The 21,614-nt window shown below is 52.9% G+C and carries 18 protein-coding genes and 1 pseudogene; 9 read left to right on the top strand and 10 right to left on the bottom strand.

Annotated elements, in window-relative coordinates:
* Positions 1-46 precede the first annotated feature (46 nt).
* On the bottom strand, positions 47-1,285 hold the full coding sequence (locus tag J3A98_RS18195; protein WP_209967629.1) for an OprD family porin: 1,239 nt from the start codon (positions 1,283-1,285) through the stop codon (positions 47-49).
* Positions 1,286-2,043: 758 nt separating this feature from the next.
* On the opposite strand from J3A98_RS18195, the gene J3A98_RS18190 reads away from it, so the two are divergent.
* A complete protein-coding gene (locus J3A98_RS18190; protein WP_004577199.1) occupies positions 2,044-2,283 on the top strand; it encodes a type II toxin-antitoxin system RelB/DinJ family antitoxin in 240 nt (79 codons plus the stop codon).
* A 20-nt stretch (positions 2,284-2,303) separates the two neighbouring features.
* Positions 2,304-2,459, top strand: a pseudogene (locus J3A98_RS18185) (type II toxin-antitoxin system RelE/ParE family toxin); the annotation flags it as partial.
* A gap of 1,024 nt (positions 2,460-3,483) precedes the next feature.
* On the opposite strand, the gene J3A98_RS18175 reads toward J3A98_RS18185, so the two are convergent.
* The 4 genes from J3A98_RS18175 to J3A98_RS18160 are packed head-to-tail and all read right to left on the bottom strand — an operon-like array spanning position 3,484 to position 9,546.
* Complete coding sequence (locus tag J3A98_RS18175) at positions 3,484-6,003, bottom strand: TniQ family protein (RefSeq protein WP_182408398.1); 2,520 nt, start codon at positions 6,001-6,003, stop codon at positions 3,484-3,486.
* Positions 5,996-6,997 (bottom strand): TniB family NTP-binding protein, encoded by a 1,002-nt coding sequence (locus J3A98_RS18170; protein ID WP_182408397.1) that lies wholly within the window; start codon positions 6,995-6,997, stop codon positions 5,996-5,998. Before J3A98_RS18170 ends, J3A98_RS18175 begins: the two co-directional genes overlap by 8 nt.
* On the bottom strand, positions 6,981-8,900 hold the full coding sequence (locus J3A98_RS18165) for a DDE-type integrase/transposase/recombinase (RefSeq protein WP_182408396.1): 1,920 nt from the start codon (positions 8,898-8,900) through the stop codon (positions 6,981-6,983). The genes J3A98_RS18170 and J3A98_RS18165 overlap by 17 nt, the downstream gene beginning before the upstream one ends.
* Positions 8,878-9,546: a hypothetical protein gene (locus tag J3A98_RS18160; RefSeq protein WP_182408395.1), complete on the bottom strand. Its 669-nt coding sequence runs from the start codon at positions 9,544-9,546 to the stop codon at positions 8,878-8,880. Before J3A98_RS18160 ends, J3A98_RS18165 begins: the two co-directional genes overlap by 23 nt.
* 553 nt (positions 9,547-10,099) lie before the next feature.
* On the opposite strand from J3A98_RS18160, the gene J3A98_RS18155 reads away from it, so the two are divergent.
* The 3 genes from J3A98_RS18155 to J3A98_RS18145 all read left to right on the top strand — a co-directional run bounded on the left by J3A98_RS18155 (position 10,100) and on the right by J3A98_RS18145 (position 12,402).
* Positions 10,100-11,026 (top strand): hypothetical protein, encoded by a 927-nt coding sequence (locus tag J3A98_RS18155; RefSeq protein ID WP_182408394.1) that lies wholly within the window; start codon positions 10,100-10,102, stop codon positions 11,024-11,026.
* Between the two features lie 824 nt (positions 11,027-11,850).
* A complete protein-coding gene (locus tag J3A98_RS18150; protein ID WP_182408393.1) occupies positions 11,851-12,114 on the top strand; it encodes an antitoxin Xre/MbcA/ParS toxin-binding domain-containing protein in 264 nt (87 codons plus the stop codon).
* A gap of 129 nt (positions 12,115-12,243) precedes the next feature.
* On the top strand, positions 12,244-12,402 hold the full coding sequence (locus tag J3A98_RS18145) for a hypothetical protein (protein WP_182408392.1): 159 nt from the start codon (positions 12,244-12,246) through the stop codon (positions 12,400-12,402).
* 90 nt (positions 12,403-12,492) lie between these two features.
* On the opposite strand, the gene J3A98_RS18140 is transcribed toward J3A98_RS18145, so the two are convergent.
* Both J3A98_RS18140 and J3A98_RS18135 read right to left on the bottom strand, forming a co-directional pair.
* Positions 12,493-12,921 carry a DUF2384 domain-containing protein gene (locus J3A98_RS18140; protein ID WP_182408391.1) on the bottom strand — a complete coding sequence of 143 codons (429 nt, stop codon included), beginning with the start codon at positions 12,919-12,921 and terminating at the stop codon, positions 12,493-12,495.
* A gap of 331 nt (positions 12,922-13,252) precedes the next feature.
* Positions 13,253-14,227, bottom strand: a complete 975-nt coding sequence (locus J3A98_RS18135; RefSeq protein ID WP_182408390.1) for a DNA-binding protein — start codon at positions 14,225-14,227, stop codon at positions 13,253-13,255.
* Between the two features lie 173 nt (positions 14,228-14,400).
* Here J3A98_RS18135 and J3A98_RS18130 point away from each other — a divergent pair, with 173 nt between their 5' ends.
* Positions 14,401-15,309, top strand: coding sequence for a site-specific integrase (locus J3A98_RS18130; RefSeq protein WP_209967625.1), 909 nt, complete (start codon positions 14,401-14,403; stop codon positions 15,307-15,309).
* A gap of 57 nt (positions 15,310-15,366) precedes the next feature.
* On the opposite strand, the gene J3A98_RS18125 is transcribed toward J3A98_RS18130, so the two are convergent.
* The 3 genes from J3A98_RS18125 to J3A98_RS18110 all read right to left on the bottom strand — a co-directional run bounded on the left by J3A98_RS18125 (position 15,367) and on the right by J3A98_RS18110 (position 18,053).
* Positions 15,367-16,080, bottom strand: coding sequence for a TIGR02391 family protein (locus tag J3A98_RS18125; protein WP_209967623.1), 714 nt, complete (start codon positions 16,078-16,080; stop codon positions 15,367-15,369).
* A 743-nt stretch (positions 16,081-16,823) separates the two neighbouring features.
* A complete protein-coding gene (locus J3A98_RS18115; protein WP_245355002.1) occupies positions 16,824-17,279 on the bottom strand; it encodes a lipocalin-like domain-containing protein in 456 nt (151 codons plus the stop codon).
* A 9-nt stretch (positions 17,280-17,288) separates the two neighbouring features.
* Positions 17,289-18,053, bottom strand: a complete 765-nt coding sequence (locus tag J3A98_RS18110; RefSeq protein WP_209967617.1) for an SDR family oxidoreductase — start codon at positions 18,051-18,053, stop codon at positions 17,289-17,291.
* Positions 18,054-18,156: 103 nt separating this feature from the next.
* Here J3A98_RS18110 and J3A98_RS18105 point away from each other — a divergent pair, with 103 nt between their 5' ends.
* From J3A98_RS18105 to J3A98_RS18095, 3 genes are all read left to right on the top strand, one after another.
* Positions 18,157-19,074 carry a LysR family transcriptional regulator gene (locus J3A98_RS18105; RefSeq protein WP_209967616.1) on the top strand — a complete coding sequence of 306 codons (918 nt, stop codon included), beginning with the start codon at positions 18,157-18,159 and terminating at the stop codon, positions 19,072-19,074.
* A gap of 166 nt (positions 19,075-19,240) precedes the next feature.
* Complete coding sequence (locus J3A98_RS18100) at positions 19,241-20,350, top strand: alcohol dehydrogenase catalytic domain-containing protein (RefSeq protein ID WP_209967614.1); 1,110 nt, start codon at positions 19,241-19,243, stop codon at positions 20,348-20,350.
* 105 nt (positions 20,351-20,455) lie between these two features.
* Positions 20,456-21,460: an AraC family transcriptional regulator gene (locus J3A98_RS18095; RefSeq protein WP_209967613.1), complete on the top strand. Its 1,005-nt coding sequence runs from the start codon at positions 20,456-20,458 to the stop codon at positions 21,458-21,460.
* The last annotated feature ends 154 nt before the right edge of the window (positions 21,461-21,614 follow it).

Here is a 21,614-nt window from a genome sequence, read left to right as displayed (position 1 = left end):
CCGTTTCCATCGCCACCGTATTCGCGGGTAAACCCGCAGGTCTTGATCAGAGCAACGACAATGGATAGTTGAAGATCAGCCGGTTCTCATCGAACTCGTTATTGCTGTAATCCCGGCGAATCGACGCGTTACGCCATTTCACGCTCAAATCCTTGAACGCCCCGCTCTGAACCACATACGCAAGCTCCGTTTCACGCACCCACTCCTTGCCATCGCTCACGCCCCCGCTGTGCACATCGCGCCCGCTGATGTAGCGGTTCATCAGGGTCAATCCCGGTACCCCGACGGTGACGAAGTTGAAGTCATGGCGCACCTGCCACGAACGCTCGTTGGCATTGTCGAAGCTGGAGTTGTAGCTGTCGTTGGCCAAGGTCCCGCCACTGGTGCCGTTCACCCGCATCCAGGTATCACCATCGACTTTCTGCAGCCCTACCCAGAAGGTGCTGCCACCGTACTTGGCCGAGAACATCCCCGAGTAGGTCTTGTTGTCCAGCTGCCCGGCGCGTTCGGAGCCGTCCTCGTCGCCATGGAAGTAGCCCAGGTTCGCACCCAGGGTCCAGTCACCCACCGCCTGGCTGTGGCTCAGTTGCAGGTATTGCTGCTGGTACACGTCCTTCAGCACCGCATTCCACAGCCCCACCAACGTGCGGTCCTGGTTGAACTTGTACTCGCCGCCGACGAAGTTGAAACGGTCCGACACGCCGCCGCCGTAGCTCATGTCTTCCATGCTCGCGTCGTTACGCGGGCTGTTGCCGCGGAACTGGCCGCCGTACAGGGTCAGCCCGGCGATTTCGTTGGAGGTAACCTGCCCGCCACGAAATGTTTGCGGCAACGAACGCCCGTCGTCCGAACGCAGAATCGGCAGCACCGGCATCCATTCACCGATCTTCAGTTCGGTCTTGGAAATACGCGCCTTGCCCGCCACTGCCAGGCGCCCGTAATCGTCGGCTGGCCGGCCATCGTCATGGCGAGGCAGCAACGCCGTGCCGTAGGTGCCGCCACCACCGTCGAGCTTGACCGACCACATCCCCAGCACATCCACGCCAAAGCCGATTGGCCCTTCGGTGAACCCAGAGCGGGTATCTAGGATGAAGCTTTGCGTCCACTCCTCGGCCTTGCTCTGCGGGTTACTGGGGTTGGTGAAGTTACGGTTGATGTAGAAGTTGCGCAGCCCGAGGGTGGCCTTGCTGTCTTCGACAAATCCCGCAGCCAGGCTGGTGCCTGGCAGGCCGGCGATAACCCCGGCGCCAAGCAGGGCGAAAGGCAGGGTGTGGAAGATTTTCATTATTGTTGTGCTCCCTAAGGGTGTGGCAGCCCGTCCACCGGGCACGCGCAAGCGGCCTGCGGCAGGGGCGGGTAGATAACGGGCCGGTAAGGGCCAGGGGTGAACGCGCGGTAACCGGGCGCTACGTACTGGCTGGTGTACGCGAGCTGGCCGGGGGAAGAGGGGTGTGCATCAGATGTGGGTGCAGCGGGATGGGTGTCGACATGGGTTCGTCCACGGATTGTTGTTTTTGTTATGCGTTGTCGTACAACTGTGGGCGATTATTAGCAAGGGGGAGGAGGGCTGTCAACGGCTGATCGCAGAGCAAATAGGGTACTAGACGCGAAAAACTGAGCGGCAGAGGCTCTACCCTGAACGCGCTGCAGACATACTACAACTGCCTTGCACCATGCCACGCACGTACACGATCTACTGGTAGGAGCGGGCTTGCCCGCGAACACGGGTAAAGCCCGTGCCATCCACCCCATTGGTTGCCTCGCACCGCAAACCGGGGACAGGGTTACAAATCAAATCGTAACAGCGGTGGCCCCATCCCCGAGCCTGCGCTATCTTTAGATCTGGCCTCGCCCTTGACCACTTAGACTGGCATGTCCAGTCCCGGCATCCTTGCTGGTGCCGTACCCCTCCTGTCGGCAGGGGCGAGGCCTCTTCATTTGAAGGGAATGGCGCTGTGGTCACTTCCGGCAGACAAACTGCCATTGCAGAGTCCCACGATCAGTGCAGTGTAATGACAATCGTCTTTACATGAGGGCTATGTCATGGCTTCTATCAATATCCGCGTCGACGATGATCTCAAAGCCCGCGCCTACAAAGAGCTCGATCGCCTCGGTGTCACCCCCTCCGAACTCATGCGTCAGGCTCTGCAATATGTAGCTGAGCGGGGCAAGCTACCCTTCCGGCCGGTCCTGATGACCGAGGAAGATGAAGATCTCATTGCTACCGTACAAGAGCGGCTTGCTTCTCCGCAGCGCGTGAGGGTTCAGCTGGATGACCTATAGCCTCGACTTCGATTCCCGCGCATTCGCTGCCAGATTGCTACAAGATAAAGCTACGCAGCAGTGGGTACAGGCTGGTCTATCAGGTCATTGACCAAGAGATCGTGGTTTTTGTCGTCGCTGTCGATCGCCGTGAGCGGGACCAAGCTTACAAAAAGGCTGCTGAGCGACTTGAGTAGGCCTATAGGGTTTGGCAGCCTCAGGCCGAAATCTCAAGGTAAAACACCGCTTCAAAGCTAGAGCTGTGCTTCGGTGGGAGCGGGCTTGCCCGCGAAGAATCCGACTCGGTGTATGGCACCGGCTTCGCCGGTGTTCGCGGCGGTTCAACGCCTCGATGAACCCGCACAGGTCCCCCATCAGCCCAGAGGGCTCATTGCCAAGTCAGGCAGACCAGCTTGCCAGGTAACCCCGGCAAACTGCGATCTCTGTAGGAGCGGGTTCACCCGCGAAGAGGCCAGCACAGGCAATAAATGGCCCCCTGTTCACATGGGCCTTCGCAGGGGCGGTCTTTTATAGGATTAAGAAATCAATCTTCGTAACTGACGTCAGGACTCTTGGGGAAAATCATAAAAAAAGGCTGCCAATCGGCAGCCTTCTCGATGCTCAGCCTTATTTTCTATTCTTTGGTGAATAATTCGCATTGATTTTTCCAACGTTTTTCAAGGTAATGTGAATATTTTTTTCTAAAGGGCTGAACGTCGGTTTTACCTGTTTCTCGCTATGTGAACCAACGTTTGGCTCTGACCGAAATCCCGAGAAACCTAATTGCTGCCTCTCGAACGCTGAGATATTGGAGAATCTCAGCTTTCGACAGAAAGGAATCGTGTGATGGCGAAGCGTAACGAACTCTCAGACGAGGCCCTGAGTTGTGGTCTCCGAGCTCTTCATCGAAGCCCGTGGTAGGGGCGACCCCGACTAAGCAACCGACTGATGCACGATGGCTTACTCTGTGTACCTCTTCGGGTTGCTGCGTGGCGAGATATGCCGGAGCGCTTCAGCCCTTGGTCAACGGTTTATCAACGGGTGCGGGGTTGGTAAAATTAAGAGACCTCGATCAGATGCTCAAATGCTTGCACCTGAGACTGAAATCAAAAAGGTTATCGATCTGCAAACCTGGATGATCAATTCAACTGAACAGCGCTACGATTTTTTGAGCTAGGGAAGTGGTTACAAGATAGGAAGGTAAGCGTTACTCAAATTTAATTACATCTTAATAGTGCCAACCTTTGTGATATCTGATCGCCTGATAAGTTTCGCAGAGGCCAGCTTTGGATCTGAAAAATTTGCTAGCATAAGTTTTCCACTTGCAATGAAGCGGCGAGTTACGCCTTCACCCAGAATTTTATCAGCGCCGGAATAGGTGTAGTGGCTGCTCAAAATGTCATTGACAATATTGGCTTCCGATTTCAATAAATATTTGATCCTCTTTATGGTGAGTGGTGTAACCAGTCCTGATGAAATAAAAAGACGAGCAAAAGAGTTTAGTGATATTTCGAATACGGTCAAAATATCCGTTATTGGTACGAGGCTTACTCGCAATGTGGATATGGGGGAATGTGTTGAAGGGATAGGCGTTTTGCCTGAGATATAAATTTCATGATATGTGCGTGCAATGGCTGGCGTTAACTCGAATAAGGCTAAGTCGCTGACTTTGTAAAAAGTAACAGAGGACCTGGTTGTCATTGCCCCACAGAAGGGGTGAATACAAAACTTCTTAAGGAAATTTATTGCGTTCCTCGCGCTGCACCCTAAAAATAATGTAATGTGATGTAGTCGGATGTAGTGCTCGCCAAAGCATTCAATATCTTTCTCAAGAAATGAGTTGCTTGCAGGAATGAGGGAATCGCCTACGAAAGCACCTGCGAGTTCTAGGCTTGAAAAAGAACTATTGCTGACTCCAAGTCTTAGACATGCTTCAGAGCGTGTAAGTGATCTAGCGTGTTCAGACGGAGTTTGCGATGTGCACGTGCGTAGCGTCCTAATTACATCGGATCTCAAATACAAATAACTGACATTGATAGGCTTACTTTGCATTTTCACCGGAGTTACGCCATGGCATGCAAGAAAATCGACGGTTTTGTTTTTTGAGATTTTAAGCAGCTTCGCCGTCTCGCTTGCGCTGATGTATTTTTCATTAAATCTCACTACTTCATCGGCAGTCACAAGCCACACGCCGTATTTGCCTCTGGCTGCAACAGGGATTATGTTGCTGTGCACATAGTACCTGATGCCGGCTAGCTGATATTTTAATTTCAGAGCCATTTGAGGTATGGTCAGATATTGAGATGGATGATATTCGTCTAGTATCTCGAGTGACATGGCGTGTTTCCGAACACATGGCTTGCAATTCTGATTGGGAATGTCGTTTATTGTTCGGGTGACAAAGCTTTTACTATAAAGATGTACTGCTAGTCGGGTTGGAAGATAATCCTCGCAAGTAAGTTGTCTGTCTACAGATGCGCGTAGTTTGCGAACTGTCGTTTTTAGTTGTTGCGCGAATGTTTCGGCAGATATAAATTTATCATGAATCTCACAAACATCCTCTCGACGATAGGCAGCTTTGGAGTTCGGGAAGAATCGTTTAAGATGTCCGGCTCTAACAAGCTCTCTTAGATAATCGAACGAAATTCCGAGCATTTGGGTGGTTTCATTTGCGGTGTAAAAATCGGCAGGATCTGAAGTCGCGCGGTTTGTAGAGGTGTTTTGCCTGTCTGAGATAAACTTGAGAAGCGAATGGATTTCATCGATGTTAAAGAGGTGGGTTTTATGCGCTTTTTGGTGCGAGGAAAACCATTCTGTGCAATAGGAGTTAAGCTTGGGAACCTTGCAAAACCTCGCTAGTTGAGATTTATTTAGATTGAACTCTCGTTCTGGTCGCAGGTTTTCAGCTGGAAAGGTAGGGCTAGAGTTGGCAAGGAAGTATTGTATCGCGTTTCTTCGCAAATCTGCTGGAGTGAGACGGCTAATTTTCGCCGATAGAATATTTTTATCTATTGAAGGATAGACGGATTTTAAAAAATGCAAATAATTAGCGACACCGTTTGCGTCATTGTCTAAAGCTGAAAAAGCCGCTTTTACTAATTCTCGCTGTTCCTGGGGGGTACGGCCTGAGGGATACGTATAGCCTAGTTCTTTTAGAATCCTGTAGAGCTCCCGTAAGGCACCTTCATCGCGGGCTCGATAAATTTCCAGTAGTCTAGACTCAACTGTACAATCTTCGCGACTGCATGGCGTACATTCTAATATCGCACCGCACTTACAAGTATTTGTAAACAGCGATGACCACTTCAATTTTACGCCGCATACGTTGCACTGACGCAGAAGACTGCATTGGTGTAGGGGGCAGTAATCAGCCAGCTTTATATCTTTGAGGAAGTGCTCGTGTCCCTCCGCTGAACATCGACTGCAGAAAGCTGCTACTCGAAGACGAATTAATTTGATTGGGGTAAACAGTCCATGAATCCTGAGGTCCGTTTTCAGGGTGTCGCCGGCAGGTGAATAAAACCCATCGATAAACTCATCTTTGTGTGAGTTAAAGAGATTAGCAATGTCTCGGGTGAATTTGTTCGCCTGGGACAGAGGTGGTCGCGCGCTGCAAACACGTCCAATTAGATGAGAGAGGGATTTACTATTCAAGCAACCATGAGCCAACGCGAAGCGTTTAATGATGCTAGTAGGGCTTTCCTCTGGAAGGCCAAAGGGTATAAAATATAACCTATTCATTAGACAGTTTCTCGAGCTCTTTTTGCTTTTGCATCTCTGCTATATGCTCAAGGGTGGACTCAAGCGTCAGCGTAAACGGATTTATGTGCCGCGAATCCTCACTTATGGTTAACTCATATGCATAAATAAAGTCTTCAAGTGTCAAACCTTGATTTTGGTTGTGGTCTAGCTTTCGATCTAAGCATTCTCTGAGAGCATTCCAAATAGTCAGGCGCAATGTCTCCAGATTGCCATTGCTAGCTGCGAAGAGCTGAGCGGAGAGTAAGGGGTCGTGGAGATGCAGCCCATCTGGCAGCTTTGAAAGCGCATAGAGTTTGGTGTCCAACGTGCGTATAAACTGTTGATATTCTGAGTCTAAATCCGCTGAAAATTTCAAGTGCTCCATTGTTGCGGTAAATGGATAGCGACGTTTGAATGCCTTGGAGCTGAAATCTTCGTTTTCACCTTGCAGCACTTCACATTCCTCGGTGCCGGCAAGAATAATAGGTATGCGTAGTGCGTTAGCTAATCCGACAATCCAAGCAAGCGCTTTTGGACGCACCTTGTCGGCTGTTGGGAGGCAGAGTCGCTGGATTTCATCCAAAAAAACGACTTGAGTACCGCGTGTTTTCAAAATCGTGATCAGTTGATGGGTCATTTCCTCAGTGCTGCCGCGCGGGTTTGGATCTCCTAGCGCGATCAACATTGCACGAGCCATCCCTCTAATGGTGACTTCTGGAGGCGTTTCGAAATTGACAACAGAGATGATCGTGTATTCACCATCGTCCCGGAGCTCTTTGTATTCACTTTCTAACGTCAGCTGAATGCACTCTATTAGGGTCGACTTTCCCGATCCTGATGGGCCGCGGATAATGATCGAGGATGGAGCGCCACGTAGAAGAGTCGCTTCAATTGAGCGCCTAACTTTGGTATAACAACGTCTAAAACTCTCGAAGAATACGACGGTTGTTTCAAAGGTTGTTAAGATGCACTCTCTCTCAGCGCTTTCGATCATGCGGAATCTCCACGATAGAGTACAAGTCTGGCGTGTTGCTGTAATAGTGATACGGTCGCGTATGATCTTGCATTTTAGCCGTATCATCAGGCGCCATATTTGCTTTAGCGTCTTCTGCAAGAAGGCCTTTTTCGGCTGCTCGATGATGATTCAAACGGGCGGATTTGCTCCCTTGGTTTTGGAGTTTCTCAAGTATGGCGGCCCTCGCCCGTTGGGCGGCGGCAATATTAAGGTTTCCGTCTTTGGGTCTAAGTTCCTTGAGGATGTGCTCGTGCATATCCATGTTCAGGCCAACTTGGTATTCGGGATGAACAGCTTCCAACTCTAAAGGATCGTCTTGATAGGCAGGGTGTACTAGCCATGCTTTACCCAGGTCCGAGCGGTCATAATAGAGGTATAAATAGTCTGAGTGTGGCTGACGATTTTTCAGGTACTGGACTGGACTTCCCGTCCAGAACAGATAGTTATGGCGTACTCGGCCATTGGCGTAAGGGGTCACAGTTTCGCAAGCCCAGAACAGCATGCGAAGATCCTCCTCCGAATATTTCCGAGGGGTGAACTCCATTTTAATAGCTTCATCCCAAGCAGCTAAAGGTGAGATACCGCCTATCCCGCTATGGGGGTGAACTCCATAATCTTCGTTTAGCCACCTGGCGAACCCTTCCCTAATATTCTCGATTGTTAGCCCTGCTTCCTTTTCCGGGTTGTAGTCACCCAGTTCCTTAGCGTTTGAAAGCGTCGTGCCCATTAAGTGATGTACGATCTGGATGCTCCAAACTTTAAAGAAGGACTCGGCGAATGGTTTTTGGTTTGGTGTTTTGGGCGGGCAAAACCATATCTTAGCGCCTTGCCAGTGTAATTTTATCTTAAGGTCTTCAGCAATGTTCTCCGCTCCATTGTCAGTGCGATAACACATCGCCAGCCCCCCACGGGGGTTATCTTCGTGGATGGAGTTTCTCAGTGCTTTGAGCGTTGAGTCGATGGACGGGGGGTTGAAGGATATATCCCAGCCAATTACCCAGCGTGTTTTAACTTCGATAAATATTGTCAGGTAGGGGCGGCCAATAACTTCTCCATAATTGTCGACGGCAAAAATATGAAGTTGCTGTGTGTCGGCTTCAACATATTGCAGAAGCCGGCGCTGGCGAAAAAATGCACGTCCCCAATAATGCAATTTATTAGCTTTGTCTGGGCCCAGTTGAGCGCGATCAATCTCATATCGGTCCCAGCTAACAAGTATTCGATATAAAGTGGAGTTGGAGGGGACGCGATATGTTTCCAATTTGGGTAGGTGCGAATTCAGGTCGTCAATGGCGTCGCTAATTTCACTGAATAGCGCCACTTGCGAGTAAGGAGTTGTGGTCTTGTAATGAAGCTTTATATAGTGCCGAATTATTTCCTTGATCTGCTCTGGCAGTCGCTCAAAAGGCGAGCTACGGACTCGGGCACGCACATCTACTAGTGCTAAACAGTTACGGCCCGCAAGCAAATATTTGCGCTTCCACTCATAAAGTGTGGTTCGGCTTGGCGGAGTGGAGTCTTGAAGCTCTTCTGCCACAGTCGCAATCCACTCAATATAGCCCGCGCCGCTGGGCAACGATCCGCCCCGGTTTTGCAGGAGCGCGTTCAAGTAATGTAAACGGCGTGTTAATTCGCCAACTTGGCTAGGGGCTAGTGCGGATATAACGCGATTACGCTCGGAGTTTAATGGAGCGTCTTGGATTTTTTTGAGATTTCCTTTCTGATGGGAGTCGCGCAGATTCGGTAGCCGAAGGTATCGAATGTCACTGGCGCTACGTAAAGACCTCAGTTGCACGCGATCACCTGAGATTTCTATCACTTGATACGGCTGGCCACAATATAGGTAGTGTTCGCCGGTCTTAATTTCCAATGGCATTTTCACTGTCAGTCCATATGGGCGAGCATGGCCTTAGAGGATAATTGAGGTTGCACGTTATCTGATGATTGAAAAGGGCTAGTGTCACATCGGCTTGGGAGTGGCCGTAGTCAATGAGGGACTGAATAGTTGCCTTGCCAGCGAAATGTTTTCTAAGGCTAGCAGCCGATTCGCGTGATTTCACAATAGACCCTGAGTGGCTGTAATGATACAGCACTTCTAAATTTAAGGTGATGGCCGGTGAGCCAAATAATTCCGGGGTCGTATATTCGTAAATTAGCCCTGCAGTGCTTAGACGCTCTTTGCATTGGTTGATTCTTCGCGCCTGCGGAGTATCAGCCTGAGCTGGGTAGGAGTCGACCTGAAAATAAATAATTCTACCGTCGTCGAGCGTGACCACGATGTCTGGATCGAATTTGAAATTCCTCGTGGCGACTTCAATGGTTCCCGGTCTTACCGTATAGGTGATGACCTTTGAAAGGTATTCTAAATGCACGCAGAATTGAGCTTCTGCAGTGGTGCCGCACATGTATCGGCAGCCATTCTTCCTGGATGGAAACATCGTCACACTCATGTGATGACGACCTTTATAGAGCGGTTTTTTCGGAGTGAAAGTAACCGACTCCATGATGCAGTTGGCGGGGCTATTCATCGCTCGCCCTCACGAAGCAATGTGAACGCGAGAACGTTGGAACTCCGCTGAAGCGACAGCCGTGTACAGCAGGATGATTAAGCGGTCTCAGCCGCAGATCAGAATTCTGAGAGCCTGAGATGCTGTTGCACAGGGGACGCGTACTCGTTTTCTGCAAAGCGTACGTAGCATTCAATCCTATACGGAGTAATGCCATGCGCCGCAGACGTCGGAGCCAGCTGGCGTGTCCTCGCGGACGGGAGAGAAGCCGCTCGGGGCGCGCGGCGTCCTTCAACTGGTTTATCACGGCAGCTCCTCTGGGATGGATCACCCATATCTGTGGCATGCCCTTCAGTGGATTTAAGTATGCGCTTCAATAAATATTCATAAAAGTGTATCGATTCTTAGAAGCGCATTAAGTCGAACGGCTCTATCTCGGTTGCTTTGGCCTCTAAAATGCGGAAACTTTTGTCAACGAGCCTATGGTTGGCATATCCGATGCGGATTTTTATCGGGGGCGCCTACACTGTTGAAAATCACGATGTAAAAAATACAGAACAGGTGGAGAGACGCCATGAGTTGCCGTCTGCGCAGGCTTGCCAAGCGGATTCACGCGATTACTTTCATTAATCACGTCGTTATGGCTGCACAATGCGCTAGGTCGCCGGGGGCTCTGGAGCGATGGGGGGAAGCGTTTGAGGCCCAGGTTTTTCAGGGTCGCCGGCCGGAAGAGTCCACGCACAAATGGCGCCGATATTTGAAAGGGGTGCTGGTTGGACCGGCGTTACGCGTCGCGCTGATGCGACAGCGACCATTCACCGGGTTGCTTCTGGTGCTGACTAACCCATTGTGGTCGATCCTCGCTTGGTTAGAAAAACCAACTCGGTTGCCGGATCGTTTTGCCGATGACTTGAGACTGAATGATCGACCTCTGTCTCGGGTGACTTTAAAGAGCTGCCTGCGGTTGATTAAGGGGAGCACTTGGATTGTGCTGTGTATTCAGTTGGCGATCCTCGCCAGCCATTCGAACCGCTATTATGAGGCGCGTGTCTTGTTCGGACGGCACTTCACTCTGTCGCTCCTGTTGATGTGCTCGGAGCCTGAGCTGACCGGTACAGCTCGGTTGCTTTATGAGATTATCTCCACCCACTTGGTATCGGGGCGCTTGGCGCCAGTGCACGGTTGGCCTACGAGTTTGCACGCTTTCAAGCTCCGGCTTAAACAAGTGCATGCTCTAAAACGATGGTTACGTAGTCGAAATCCGAAGGCTATGATCACTCCTTCCGCGCTGTTGTTCGAACTGCTCACTGATAACACTTGTCGTGCAGCTCTCAATGAAAACGCCGATGACCGGATACAAGCGATATGGCCGCGCTGTCGCCGCCTGGCCAGTCGTAACGTGCGCATCGCCAGAGGTACAGTCTTCAATTTTGCGACTCTGGCTTGTCACCCTGCAGCTTTCCGAGGGTGGGTAACCAGAGATGAGGACGCTTGGGGTTAGGGTGTTGAAGCAGCTTGCTGGTGATGCTAGCGGGCGATCGTGCAGAGGAAGGTGGTCACCTTCATTCCGGAATGGCAAAATCCTGAACGGTTTGTTGGCCGGACCAGGATGCATTCTTCATCTACCGGAATACCGAGCACAACGAATTCAGTTACTCGCTCGCGCTTGTCGTAGGTGCGATAGCTGTTCAATAGTGCCAAGGAATTTAGCGATTAACGATCAAGCACCGCCCCAAAGCCATCTCACTGCAACGCTCGTTTTTCACTCGTGCTATGCCACTGTGCTCAAAGCAACCGATGCGCGTTATGACGTCCGCGGTTACCTGTTATCTCAGGTCGTCAGTCTCTGCTTAGGCAATCGCGCTACCGTCCCTCTTGCCTATCGCGACCAGTACGAACGGTGCGTGCAAAGGGAGGCTCTGACGTTCGTGGAGTATTTTACCGCTCGGTTACTCTTTGGGTCGGGACGATTCTCTCCTCACGAATACCGTTACCAGACTGAATAGTCCTAAGAGGCAACATCCGCCTGTGCCGAGCGCGGCAGTGGAATGTGAGACGATCAGGGATTGGTAGCACGCTGAGGCGTGAGTTCCCCGCCCCGAGCGCGTGTAAGGCGCGCTGCACAGCTAGGTGGTTTTGACCTTATCCTTCATCCGCGGGATAAGCATTAGCATCTTGGTCACGGGCATACCTTCGCAATGTGCTCAAGAGCGGTAATCTGCGCGATTATGCTGTGTGCCCTGATCTGAAGTCTGAAGCACATGGCATGATGATCAGCAGCACTTTTCTAATCGATTACGGCTTACCAGAGGGGGCTATGCGCAAATGACCGAACTCAATGTCCTCGTACCTGGCACGCCATGTTCTGCTCGGTGTTGGAGCATCAATCACCGCTGCTTCATGAGACGCCGCGAACAGATTTTGACAATGGCTGAGCCGGTCTTTGGCAATCGTAAGCTGGCTGAAAAATGGTTCACCACCCCGGCGATCGGGCTTGGACGGCGGCTGCCGTGCATGCTCTTGGACACCAACGAGGGATACACGGAGCTCGCGGATTTCCTCGTACAGCTCGACTACGGTGTTTATTGATCTCGGAGAGCAAAGTAATGGGCCCAGCCTGCTCCGATCTGACGTTGTCGAGTATGCTGAGACGAAGCGTCTTGTTATCCCCATGAGCAGAATCCTGTCCACCCGAAGGTCATGACACACGAGGTGTCTATGAAGCAGATCAATCACGAACCCAAACCCCTGATGGCCGCCCGCTTTCAAGCAGAAGCACGCGAAGCGCTGGCCAAGCGCGTTAGCCAGGGTCGCTTTATTGATATTGCCGCCTCCAAAGACCGGAGTTGGGAGCCAGTAGGGCGTTTGGCTGGTTGAGTTTTCCGGCGGAAAAATGTTGCTTAGGGCTTGATGGGCGGGTATGCACACAGCCTTGGCGACGCTAACGCGAAATTTACAGGCAATCTATCACCCATGCAGCGCTCCGTACGCCTCGCTTCGGGCTGCATCCAGTACCCGCGCGGGGACGGTCGCCATTACATCCTTCGGCATCTGGCCTCCCAGGTAGCTATTGGATGAGCTGAACCAGAGCGCCATAGCCCAGTCATGCTTGCTAGAGCCGAGTGTCGTGATAATGGCTGCCAATGGCGAAAGCGGACGGAAGCCGGAAGCGGGGTCAAAGGCATAGAGGGGAAAGAATTCCTTATCTTCATGAACCAGCGAAAAGATTCTCCTCGCCCGTTTCCACGCCATGAGTTCAAGAGTGCATTGCTCCGTGCTCAGCTGAGCCAGGACTGCGAACGCTTCGGCAGTCAAGAAGTCACCGCTGCTCAGGAGACGTACTTTGCCCTTTTCCAGCATGGCCGTTTCTCGGGAAAGGGTAGGGCGCATAGACATGGATATCCGTCTGGTGATCAGTGGCTGCCTTCCCTCAGTTCTGCAATGTGATCCAAGGGTCCAACAATCTGGGCTGGACGGGCATGACCCCGCTCCGAGCGTAGGGACCGCCAGGTCGCTGTGGCCGGTTAGCTTAGTGCTTGAGGGGATGAGGCTATCCGGGAATTTTCTGTTCAGAAAGACTCGGGCGTCAGCTTTTTCTTAAGCGGCCCATGAAAATCTTCAGTTTTGGAGTTTTGCTGCATTTTTTCTTAACTTTCCTGCCCGCATGCGCTGAGGCACACAGCGACGTTCGCGTGTGGAGGAACGACTCCACGCCAGGCTCAATTCGTCATTGAATTGGGCTGTCGGATGATCCCGGCTGGACCAAGCCTTGCACGCGTGCCAGTTGTTGCGCCTGCGCACGCAGGAGGCGCTGGTCATGTCGGTGGGCCAAGAGGTAAGACCTGGACTTTTCGCGTAGCAAGGTGATCTCGCTCGCCATTATTTCTGCCTGCTGATGCGCTTGGTTCATGAGCAGCTTCTCGGCCGCCAAGTGCTGCTGCGCGGCGTTCAACTCACGCTCGAGTTGACGGAGCTGTTGCTGCTGGAAAACCTGTGCGCCGGTCGATCGTTCCAGATCCCGGTAGAGTTGAGTCAGTTCTTCCTGGCGGACAGCGAGTTGTTCACGTAATCCCCGCACCTCGGCTTGTAACTGACTCAACTGCTGATCATGCCGCTGCAGTTCTTCCTGGCGTTGCAATTGATGCTGTTGACGAAAGTGCTCCAGCGATTCACGTGCCTGCTGGTGTTTGGCCTCGAGCGAGTGGATCGTCGTCGCTCGCTCCTCGAGCAGCTGCAGCTGCTGCCGGCACGCTTCCTCTAGGCGTTTTCGCTCACCTTCCGCCAGCTGCAGTTGACCCGTCAACTGCACTTCACGCAGACGCAACAGCCGATGGGTCTCCATCTCTGCGGTGTGTGCCGCTTGCAACTGCTCGAACCGCGCCGCCTCCACCGCACGCTGCTGCTGATAGGCCGCTTGTTGCCGTTCCAGGCGGGCACGATCGACGGCGACAGTGGCCTGCGCTTCGTTGGCCAAACGCTCAGCTAGACTCTGCAGCAGCGCCTGCAATTCTTCCGACAGATTCACCTGTGGCGGGTGGGGTTCTGCCACGTCCAGTTCACGCAGGTAGCGAAGAATGGTGGTCTTCGAGCCCGTGTGGCCGAGTTCTGCACGCACGGCCTCGATACTGGGTGACAGACCACGGGCGAGGAGGGCATCCCGGGCGCGCTGCACGAGGGCTTTGTTGATTCCGGCGCGGGCCATGCTGTTGCTCCCACTTTTTCGTACTGTTCAAACAGTATGGAAGTACACGTGTACAGGCGCCTGATCCGATCCTAATAATCGGACAGACTGACGTTTGAGAAGCCAAGTTTCTCGCACGTGATAGCGCGTTTAGCGGTGATTTGCCGCTTGCGGGGGTACAGACGGAGGCGGTGGTGAACACTTCGCCCGATCGTTATCTCCGGGCGGCGCGTCGAGCCAGCACCGAGCGGCGCTACGCCCAGGCCATCGCGCACTTCGAGACGGAGTGGGGTGGGTTGCTGCCGGCGTCCAGCGAAAGTGTGGTGCGCTACCTCACGCATTACGGCGACCAGCTGACGAGCCGTACCCTGCGGGTGAATCTGGCCGCCTTGGCGCGCTGGCATCAGCAATTGGGCTTTACCGACCCCACCAAATCCTCTCGGGTGCGCGATACGCTGAAGGGGATCCAGGCGTTGCATCCGCAGCCGGTGAAGCAGGCCGAGGCCTTGGCGTTAAAGGAGCTAGAAACCTGCATCGCCCAATTAGCTAAGGAGCTTGCGGATCCGCTGCCCGCGGTGAGGCTGCGTGCCGCGCGTGATCAGGCGCTGATCCTGCTCGGCTTCTGGCGGGCATTTCGCAGCGATGAATTGAGCCGGTTACGCATCGAGCACATCCAGTGGCGCCCAGCCCAGGGGCTGGAGGTGTTCTTGCCGAGCAGTAAGTCCGACCGCAGCAACCGCGGCCGCGTGGTCAAGGTGCCGGCCCTCAAGCGCTTGTGCCCCGTTGCGGCCTATGAGGTGTGGTTGGAAGCGAGTGGGCTCAGCGAGGGGGCGCTGTTTCGTGCCATCGACCGCTGGGGCCATATCGGGAAGCAGGCGCTTAATGCTAACAGCCTCTCGCGTTTACTGCGCCAAGTGTTTCTGCGCAGTGGCGTCGACCCCGAGGGGTATTCGGCCCACTCGCTACGGCGCGGCTTCGCCACTTGGGCGAGTGAAAATCAATGGAGCAGCAAAGCCTTGATGGACTACGTCGGATGGCGCGATGTGCAGACGGCTGCGCGTTATATCGATGGTGACGCGCCGTTTGGTGAATGGGCGCGCTGATCGCTCACGTAGCCTTTTAATTACCCGTTGCCGATCATTAGCGGCCATGGTCAGGATCTATGCAGGGCGTCGGCTATCGACAATCTTCAAAAGATGCGACGCCATAATGATCATTTCCCTCGCCTCTGAGGCATCCAAGCCTACATGACGATGACTTTGCGGGTTTTTGTAGCTACCGATTGCACCACACATGAGGCTCATCAACGCTTGCCGCTCACCAGCTTCAGCGGCTGAGTCAGTCAGTGGACCGCTCTCTGGATTGAAAGCACGGGCTGCGAGCTTGGTTCCCAGCCACTCGTCACCGAGACCGGCCGCTTGGCGAATGGACACTTCAAGTAATTTAAACGCTTCGAAGACCGCTGTATCAAACAGCTCCTGTTTGTACAGCCGAAGGGCCATCGGCTGTAGCGCGGGATGAATCATTTCCTCGGGAAGTAGTCGATCTGCCATCCAGTTTTTGAGCGGAATCGCCTTCTCATAATGGCGTTTTCCCAAGCGCGTCAGGGAAATCCACTGAGCCTCATGATTCGGGTGTTGGCAGATGAAACCGTTGGAGTACAGCCAGCTCCAAGCTTCCGAGCACGCTATCAAGGCCTGCTCACAGCCATCATAATCGGCCTGTACGCTGAGGAAAAAATTGTGGGCGCATTCGCTGTCGTGTGGGCGCTGTAGCTTGCTTCCCAGCACTTGAAGCACATGCTGACTCAATTCCAATAGGGGAGCTTCATATAACTGGGCAGCCGTCGTATAGAAATCCTTTAGATTTGCCATGTTCGTGCTCCAATAAGTAACCACCCAGATCGTTAGCTTAGATTGATTTGGGAAGAAATGATCCCGTTGTAGGGCGATCTTTCAAAGAATAGCGCAGGGTCCAGCGGTGCCTTTCATGAAGAGATGGTTTCCATCCAAGGCCCCGGCAAAGCTGGAACACTGAGATAGATAGCTAAATCGAACCGGACGGGCTTTACTCTTAAAATACGGAGGTCTGCGGGAAGACCTCACATCGTAAATGTAGTCACTTCCTCGGTGCGCTCAGTACTTTGCTAGCTGGAATGGAGTGATGGATCATAATAGTGATGGGTCATATTATGAACGCAGATGTTCAAAAACTTTGAAGTCTTCGTCATTGGCGTTATTACGTTTTCGGTTATCGGATCGGCCGACCCAAAACTCAGGATTATCTGCTATGGCAGACCGTGCCTTCATGAGACTGGGTATACCCTTCCTCAAATGTTCGATCCACGTTTAAGCTTTGGATCTGTATATCGGCGCGGGCTGTGGACAGCAAAAACGTCGCGCTTGTGAAGTCTATATCGTGGTAACACCCTCACTAAACTTCCATTCTGTAGCGCGGATGCGGCTACAAAGTCTGGGATTAGGCAAATGCCAAAACCTTTCGTGGAGAGTGCCATGACTGCCTCGGACATAGTCGCCCGCGACGACCAGCATACGTTATGCGTGCTGGGCTGCGGACTAAATCACACCTTGGCTTGCCAGCAGCCTTCCTAGGCGCGTCACGCGTTATGGCGAACAACCCTACGCCAGCGGATTTCAGCGTTGACTGCGCGTCTACGGGAGAGGTATTGACTGGTGTTACCGAGCACCAAGATATCTCCCGCAAGTTTCACCGTTCGCGGCTGCACCTGGCCAACCCAATTCGGGAACAACGACACTGCGATGGTGTGCGTGAGCTCGCCCGAGTGCTCGTCTATATGAAAGGGGCCGCTGTATGAGATGTACGTCATCCCTTGATCGCGGTACTCCGCATCGGTGCCCTCAAACCAGTCACCCGAGGAAAACAATGCCCGACGGGGCATGCTCAGCTGAGCCGACATATAGCCATCTGCCGTGTAGATAATGAACCCTTCAGGTTTGTCACCGAAGGGTTGCACTGGCGCAGAGCCGTCCACTGGGAATTCCGTGTAGGTGACGAGCGCCCAGGTTCCAACTAGCTTTTCACGCATACTCATAGTCAAACCTCACATTGTCTGCTGCATGTCATTGTCGATCGGCAAAAGTTGTCCAGAAATGGACTTGCCTGCGTCCGATGCCAGGAAGACTGCCAGTTCTGCAATATCTTTCGGGTCCACCAGGCGCTGTAGCGATTGAACAGAAAACGCCTTGGTACGTTCTTCCTCCACGGAGTTGCCGCTCAGGTTGGCTCTGCCTTTAAGCACGTTCTCGAAGCGTTCCCCTTCGACAGCCCCGGGCAAAATGGCGTTAACACGAATTCCAAACACGCCGAGTTCACGAGAGAGGCTTTTGGTGAAACCAATCAATCCCCATTTGCTGGTTGAATAGGGGGACCGATCGGGATATCCCAGTCGCCCCGCAACTGAAGACATGTGGATGATTGAGGGATGGGAAGAGCGCTTGAGGGCAGGAATGGCTAGGCGCGTCACGTTGAAGGTCCCATTCAAGTTTATCCGCATGACGTTGTCCCACTCATCCGGGTCAAGCTGATCTACGGGAGCAGTGGGGCCGGATACCCCAGCATTGTTGACGAGCACATCTAGACCCCCCATGGCTTCGATGAGGCCTGGAATGGCGTGTTCAAGGCTGTCGCGCTCGGCTACATCGCACACCGCGGTGCGAATACTGGGCTGCTCCAATTGAAGACGGTTCAAGCCTTCGGAGTCGATGTCTACGACTGTGACGTCCGCGCCGCGGCTGTTGAACGCCAGCGCGATCGCGTACCCGATACCAGATGCTCCGGCCGTAATCAGTACTCTTTGCTTGCTCATGGTCAATTTCCAATTGCGTAGGTCTGGCTGAACAATAAATTCACGCGAAGGTATCCATGAAATTGTTTATCGTTATGCGACCTATCATTTGGGTGGATTGGTTATGGACCTGTCGCGTATTGATCTCAACCTCTTGGTTTCACTGGACACGCTCCTGGCTGAGTTGAACGTGACCAAGGCGGCTTCACGCCTTCACATCAGCCAGCCAGCAATGTCTGCACAGCTTTCACGCTTGCGCGAGCTGATGGGCGACCCGTTGTTGGTCCCGATACAAAAAGGCCGGAGCATGACCCCCACCGCCCGGGCGTTGGCGCTGCGGGGCCCGCTGCGCTCGGCGTTGAAGACGCTTGGCTCGGTCATACAGAGTGAGTTGGGATTTAATCCATGGAGCGACAAGAGGGTCTTTCGGATCGCCGCCTGTGACACAGCTTTGAGTACTATCTGTGAGCCGTTGATCGCCTCAATCACCAAGCACGCAGGCTCCCAGATCCAGGTGTCCATCAACGCCGTTGACCCCGAACTCATAGGTCGGCAAATGGAGGAGGGTGGGTTTGACCTATTGATCGACTCGAGCCGCGGTATTCCGCCGGGGATGAAATACACGGCACTGGGGACTGATCAGTTCGTCATGGCACAGCGCAAAGGGCACCCTCGTGGACACAAGCCTCTTACTTTGGATGGGTACTGTGAACTCAATCATCTTGTCGTTTCGCCAGAACGGGAAAGCTTCAAAGGCTACATGGATGACTATTTGCGCTCCGCGGGTATGAGTCGAAGGATTTACCTTACGGTGCCCACCGCGGGGATGGTTCCAGGCGTACTGATGTTGACAGACTTGGTTTGTACGATGCCTCGCATGCTCATTCAGTCCCGCCACGAAGCCATCGAAACGTTTGAGTTGCCGTTTGAAAGCGAGCCTTTCCAGCTCATGTTGGCTTGGCATCCTAGGGATGATGCTGACGCGGCTATTCTCTGGCTGCGTCAGTTGGCTCAAAGTCTGCCCGCACCATTTCAAACCTGACCGAGCGGTGCCAAATAATTTCGTTATCTGGATAGCGGCTACTGGGCCTGGATAGTCATGTTCGAGGTCCGGAGGATAATTGGAGCTGTGGTCGATTTGTTGGCCATACCTCAACGGCTTTCAAACGCCTTACAGCCCTGACAACGAAAAAAAGAGGGTTTGCTTCATGCCAGGTACGATGTTGGCTGCTCGCCTCCACGAAGTTGGTGGCAAATTTACCGTGGACGAAATTCCGCTTCCAGATGTTGGCGAGCATGATGTCCTGATCAAAACTGCCGCCTGCGGTGTTATCCCAAATCTGCGTAACGTCGTCACAAATTTTCCTGAGTGGTACCCGTTCCTACCTCTGCCGGAGCTGCCAGCTGTCTTCGGGTTGGATGCCGCAGGTACTGTGGTATCGGTTGGCCGCTCTGTGAAAGATTTCAAAGAAGGTGACCGGGTCTACGTCAATCCAGGACTGAGTTGCGGCAACTGTAAGCAGTGTCTGGCTGGCCTTCCGACGCGGTGCGCTAGCTATACCTTCATGGGCTATTTCGGATTCAGCCCGTCTTCGAGTGACGTATTTCGCGAGTATCGCCATGCCGGGTACGCCCAGTATCTTCGAGCGCCTGCGCGTAACCTGATCACCTTGGCTGACGAACTGCCATTCGAGGTTGCCACACGCCTTGGATACTTGGGCACAGCTTACTCTGCGTTGAAAAAGCTTGAACTCACGCCCGGTCAGAGCTTGCTAGTACTGGGGGCTTCAGGAACCTTGGGTATCGGGGCCACGCTTGCCGCATTAGCGATGGGCGTGACGGATATCATCGTGGCAGCGAGAGATAGGACCGCACTCGAACGACTTCGCCAATTGGCCCCAAAACGCATTCGCTCCCTACAGATCATGAGTACCGACTTGCACGCGAGCATTCGTGAAATGGCTCCGGGAGGAGTCCACGCGGTAGTTGATACGCTTGGCGCGAAAGCTCCAGCAGAGCTTTCTGTTTCGGCTATGAACGCCGTCACGTCGGGAGGAAAGATCGTACAGATCGGCGGCGTAAGCGGACCTATTCCGATCGATCCTCACCCGTTCATGTGTACCCAGCTTCATTACATCGGCTCACTGTGGTTTACCACAGCAGAAGCGCAGGAGCTGATGGCGTTGATCAGAGCGGGATTACTCGACACCAGTCAGTGGGCACCCCGTCCTTACACACTGGACAAGCTCAACCAAGCCCTTGAAGATATCCAAACCGATGCCAGCGGCTTCTTGAACTATCACATCGTGCACGCATAACGGCTAAGCAAGGCGACGACACAGATCGTCGCCTTGACGTTGTTCTCAGCTCTCTTATGTTGGTAGGTTGCTGGTATAAGTCATCGCCCTTTTGGAGGGCTTTCCATGGCCTGGCCCAACGTCTCCCCATTTATACCCTCTAATCAGGTACTCGCGGATTTCAGCGTATGCGAGTCGTCCGACCTAGAGGAGGCGGTGCTATGCGGTGAGCGGATGTTCTGCAAGAACCGGCTTGAAAAAAAGGGAATCGACTTCAAGGCTCGATTTTTTCATCGATCGGCCGGCGAGGCTGGGGTTGCCAGAATGTCCTTTGGGGGAGAGGTAGCGATCAACCCTGGGAAGCTGGATGACATCGTGCTGGTCCAGTCGGTCCTGACTGGACGTGAGCACGCGATCAGTGATCAGTTGCGCCTCAACTGCAACCCCGGACATGCTACGGTTTTCAACTACCATCGACACTCCTTCTTCAATCATTTCCCTGGCACTGACAAGCTGCTCGTCTGCATTGATCGAACGCTCTTGGAAACCATGCTTCAGCGTCAGCTGGGAAGAAGTATTAAGCAAGACATCTACTTTCAGCCTCATCTGCCCACGGATACGTCAGCAGGCCTGAATTGGCTACAGACAATGGGGTGGGCTTACAGTCAGCTATCGTCCAAGTCATTAGTTTCATCGCATCTACAAAGCCAAATTGGGGAGGTGCTGGCCTCTTCTTTGCTCGACTTTCATGTAAGTAATTACAGCCAGGCGCTGCGAGAGTCGGCCGAAAAAAGAGTGGTCCCTGCGGTTGTTAGGATGATTGAGGATTTCATGGAAGAGCATGCTCAGGAGCCTCTCACGATCTCGCAAATTGCAAGGCACGCCGGCGTGACTGCTCGTACGGTTCAACTCAGTTTTCAACGATTCCGTGGGCTATCGCCGATGCAGTTCTTGAAGGAGATTCGCCTGCGGCGCGTTCGTGTAGAGCTCGAAACCCAGCAGCATGCAGACGTTCAGGTCTCGTCCACGGCATTAAAATGGGGTTTTACCCATCTTGGTCGGTTTTCGTCTGACTACAAGCAGCGATTCGGAGAATCACCTTCCATGACGATCAAACGGCGAGGAGCATAGATGGGCGTCGCCTAATGTTGGTGGCGAGAACTAGGAATGATTGGATTAGAGCAGTGTTGAATGTACAGGGTGAGAAGTCTATTAATAGTGACTATCAGCGTGTTTGATTTTGCCAGCGCTAGTTTTTCCATTACTTTGTTTTTCAATGAAGCGA

Origin of the sequence: Pseudomonas sp. BP6 (assembly GCF_017875935.1) — a bacterium.
GTDB classification, from domain to species: domain Bacteria; phylum Pseudomonadota; class Gammaproteobacteria; order Pseudomonadales; family Pseudomonadaceae; genus Aquipseudomonas; species Aquipseudomonas putida_Y.
The sequence above is the reverse complement of the archived record's forward strand: the minus strand, read 5'-3'. Positions and strand labels throughout refer to the sequence as shown.

Excerpts from the sequence above, each read along its gene's own strand:
- J3A98_RS18100 (WP_209967614.1), top strand. The coding sequence starts at position 19,241 with ATGCCAGGTACGATGTTGGCTGCTCGCCTCCACGAAGTTGGTGGCAAA.
- J3A98_RS18140 (WP_182408391.1), bottom strand. The coding sequence starts at position 12,921 with ATGTCTATGCGCCCTACCCTTTCCCGAGAAACGGCCATGCTGGAAAAG.
- J3A98_RS18190 (WP_004577199.1), top strand. The coding sequence starts at position 2,044 with ATGGCTTCTATCAATATCCGCGTCGACGATGATCTCAAAGCCCGCGCC.
- J3A98_RS18105 (WP_209967616.1), top strand. The coding sequence starts at position 18,157 with ATGGACCTGTCGCGTATTGATCTCAACCTCTTGGTTTCACTGGACACG.
- J3A98_RS18170 (WP_182408397.1), bottom strand. The coding sequence starts at position 6,997 with ATGATCGAAAGCGCTGAGAGAGAGTGCATCTTAACAACCTTTGAAACA.
- J3A98_RS18145 (WP_182408392.1), top strand. The coding sequence starts at position 12,244 with ATGAAGCAGATCAATCACGAACCCAAACCCCTGATGGCCGCCCGCTTT.
- J3A98_RS18155 (WP_182408394.1), top strand. The coding sequence starts at position 10,100 with ATGAGTTGCCGTCTGCGCAGGCTTGCCAAGCGGATTCACGCGATTACT.
- J3A98_RS18195 (WP_209967629.1), bottom strand. The coding sequence starts at position 1,285 with ATGAAAATCTTCCACACCCTGCCTTTCGCCCTGCTTGGCGCCGGGGTT.
- J3A98_RS18150 (WP_182408393.1), top strand. The coding sequence starts at position 11,851 with ATGACCGAACTCAATGTCCTCGTACCTGGCACGCCATGTTCTGCTCGG.
- J3A98_RS18110 (WP_209967617.1), bottom strand. The coding sequence starts at position 18,053 with ATGAGCAAGCAAAGAGTACTGATTACGGCCGGAGCATCTGGTATCGGG.
- J3A98_RS18160 (WP_182408395.1), bottom strand. The coding sequence starts at position 9,546 with ATGAATAGCCCCGCCAACTGCATCATGGAGTCGGTTACTTTCACTCCG.
- J3A98_RS18115 (WP_245355002.1), bottom strand. The coding sequence starts at position 17,279 with ATGAGTATGCGTGAAAAGCTAGTTGGAACCTGGGCGCTCGTCACCTAC.
- J3A98_RS18135 (WP_182408390.1), bottom strand. The coding sequence starts at position 14,227 with ATGGCCCGCGCCGGAATCAACAAAGCCCTCGTGCAGCGCGCCCGGGAT.
- J3A98_RS18125 (WP_209967623.1), bottom strand. The coding sequence starts at position 16,080 with ATGGCAAATCTAAAGGATTTCTATACGACGGCTGCCCAGTTATATGAA.
- J3A98_RS18095 (WP_209967613.1), top strand. The coding sequence starts at position 20,456 with ATGGCCTGGCCCAACGTCTCCCCATTTATACCCTCTAATCAGGTACTC.
- J3A98_RS18175 (WP_182408398.1), bottom strand. The coding sequence starts at position 6,003 with ATGAATAGGTTATATTTTATACCCTTTGGCCTTCCAGAGGAAAGCCCT.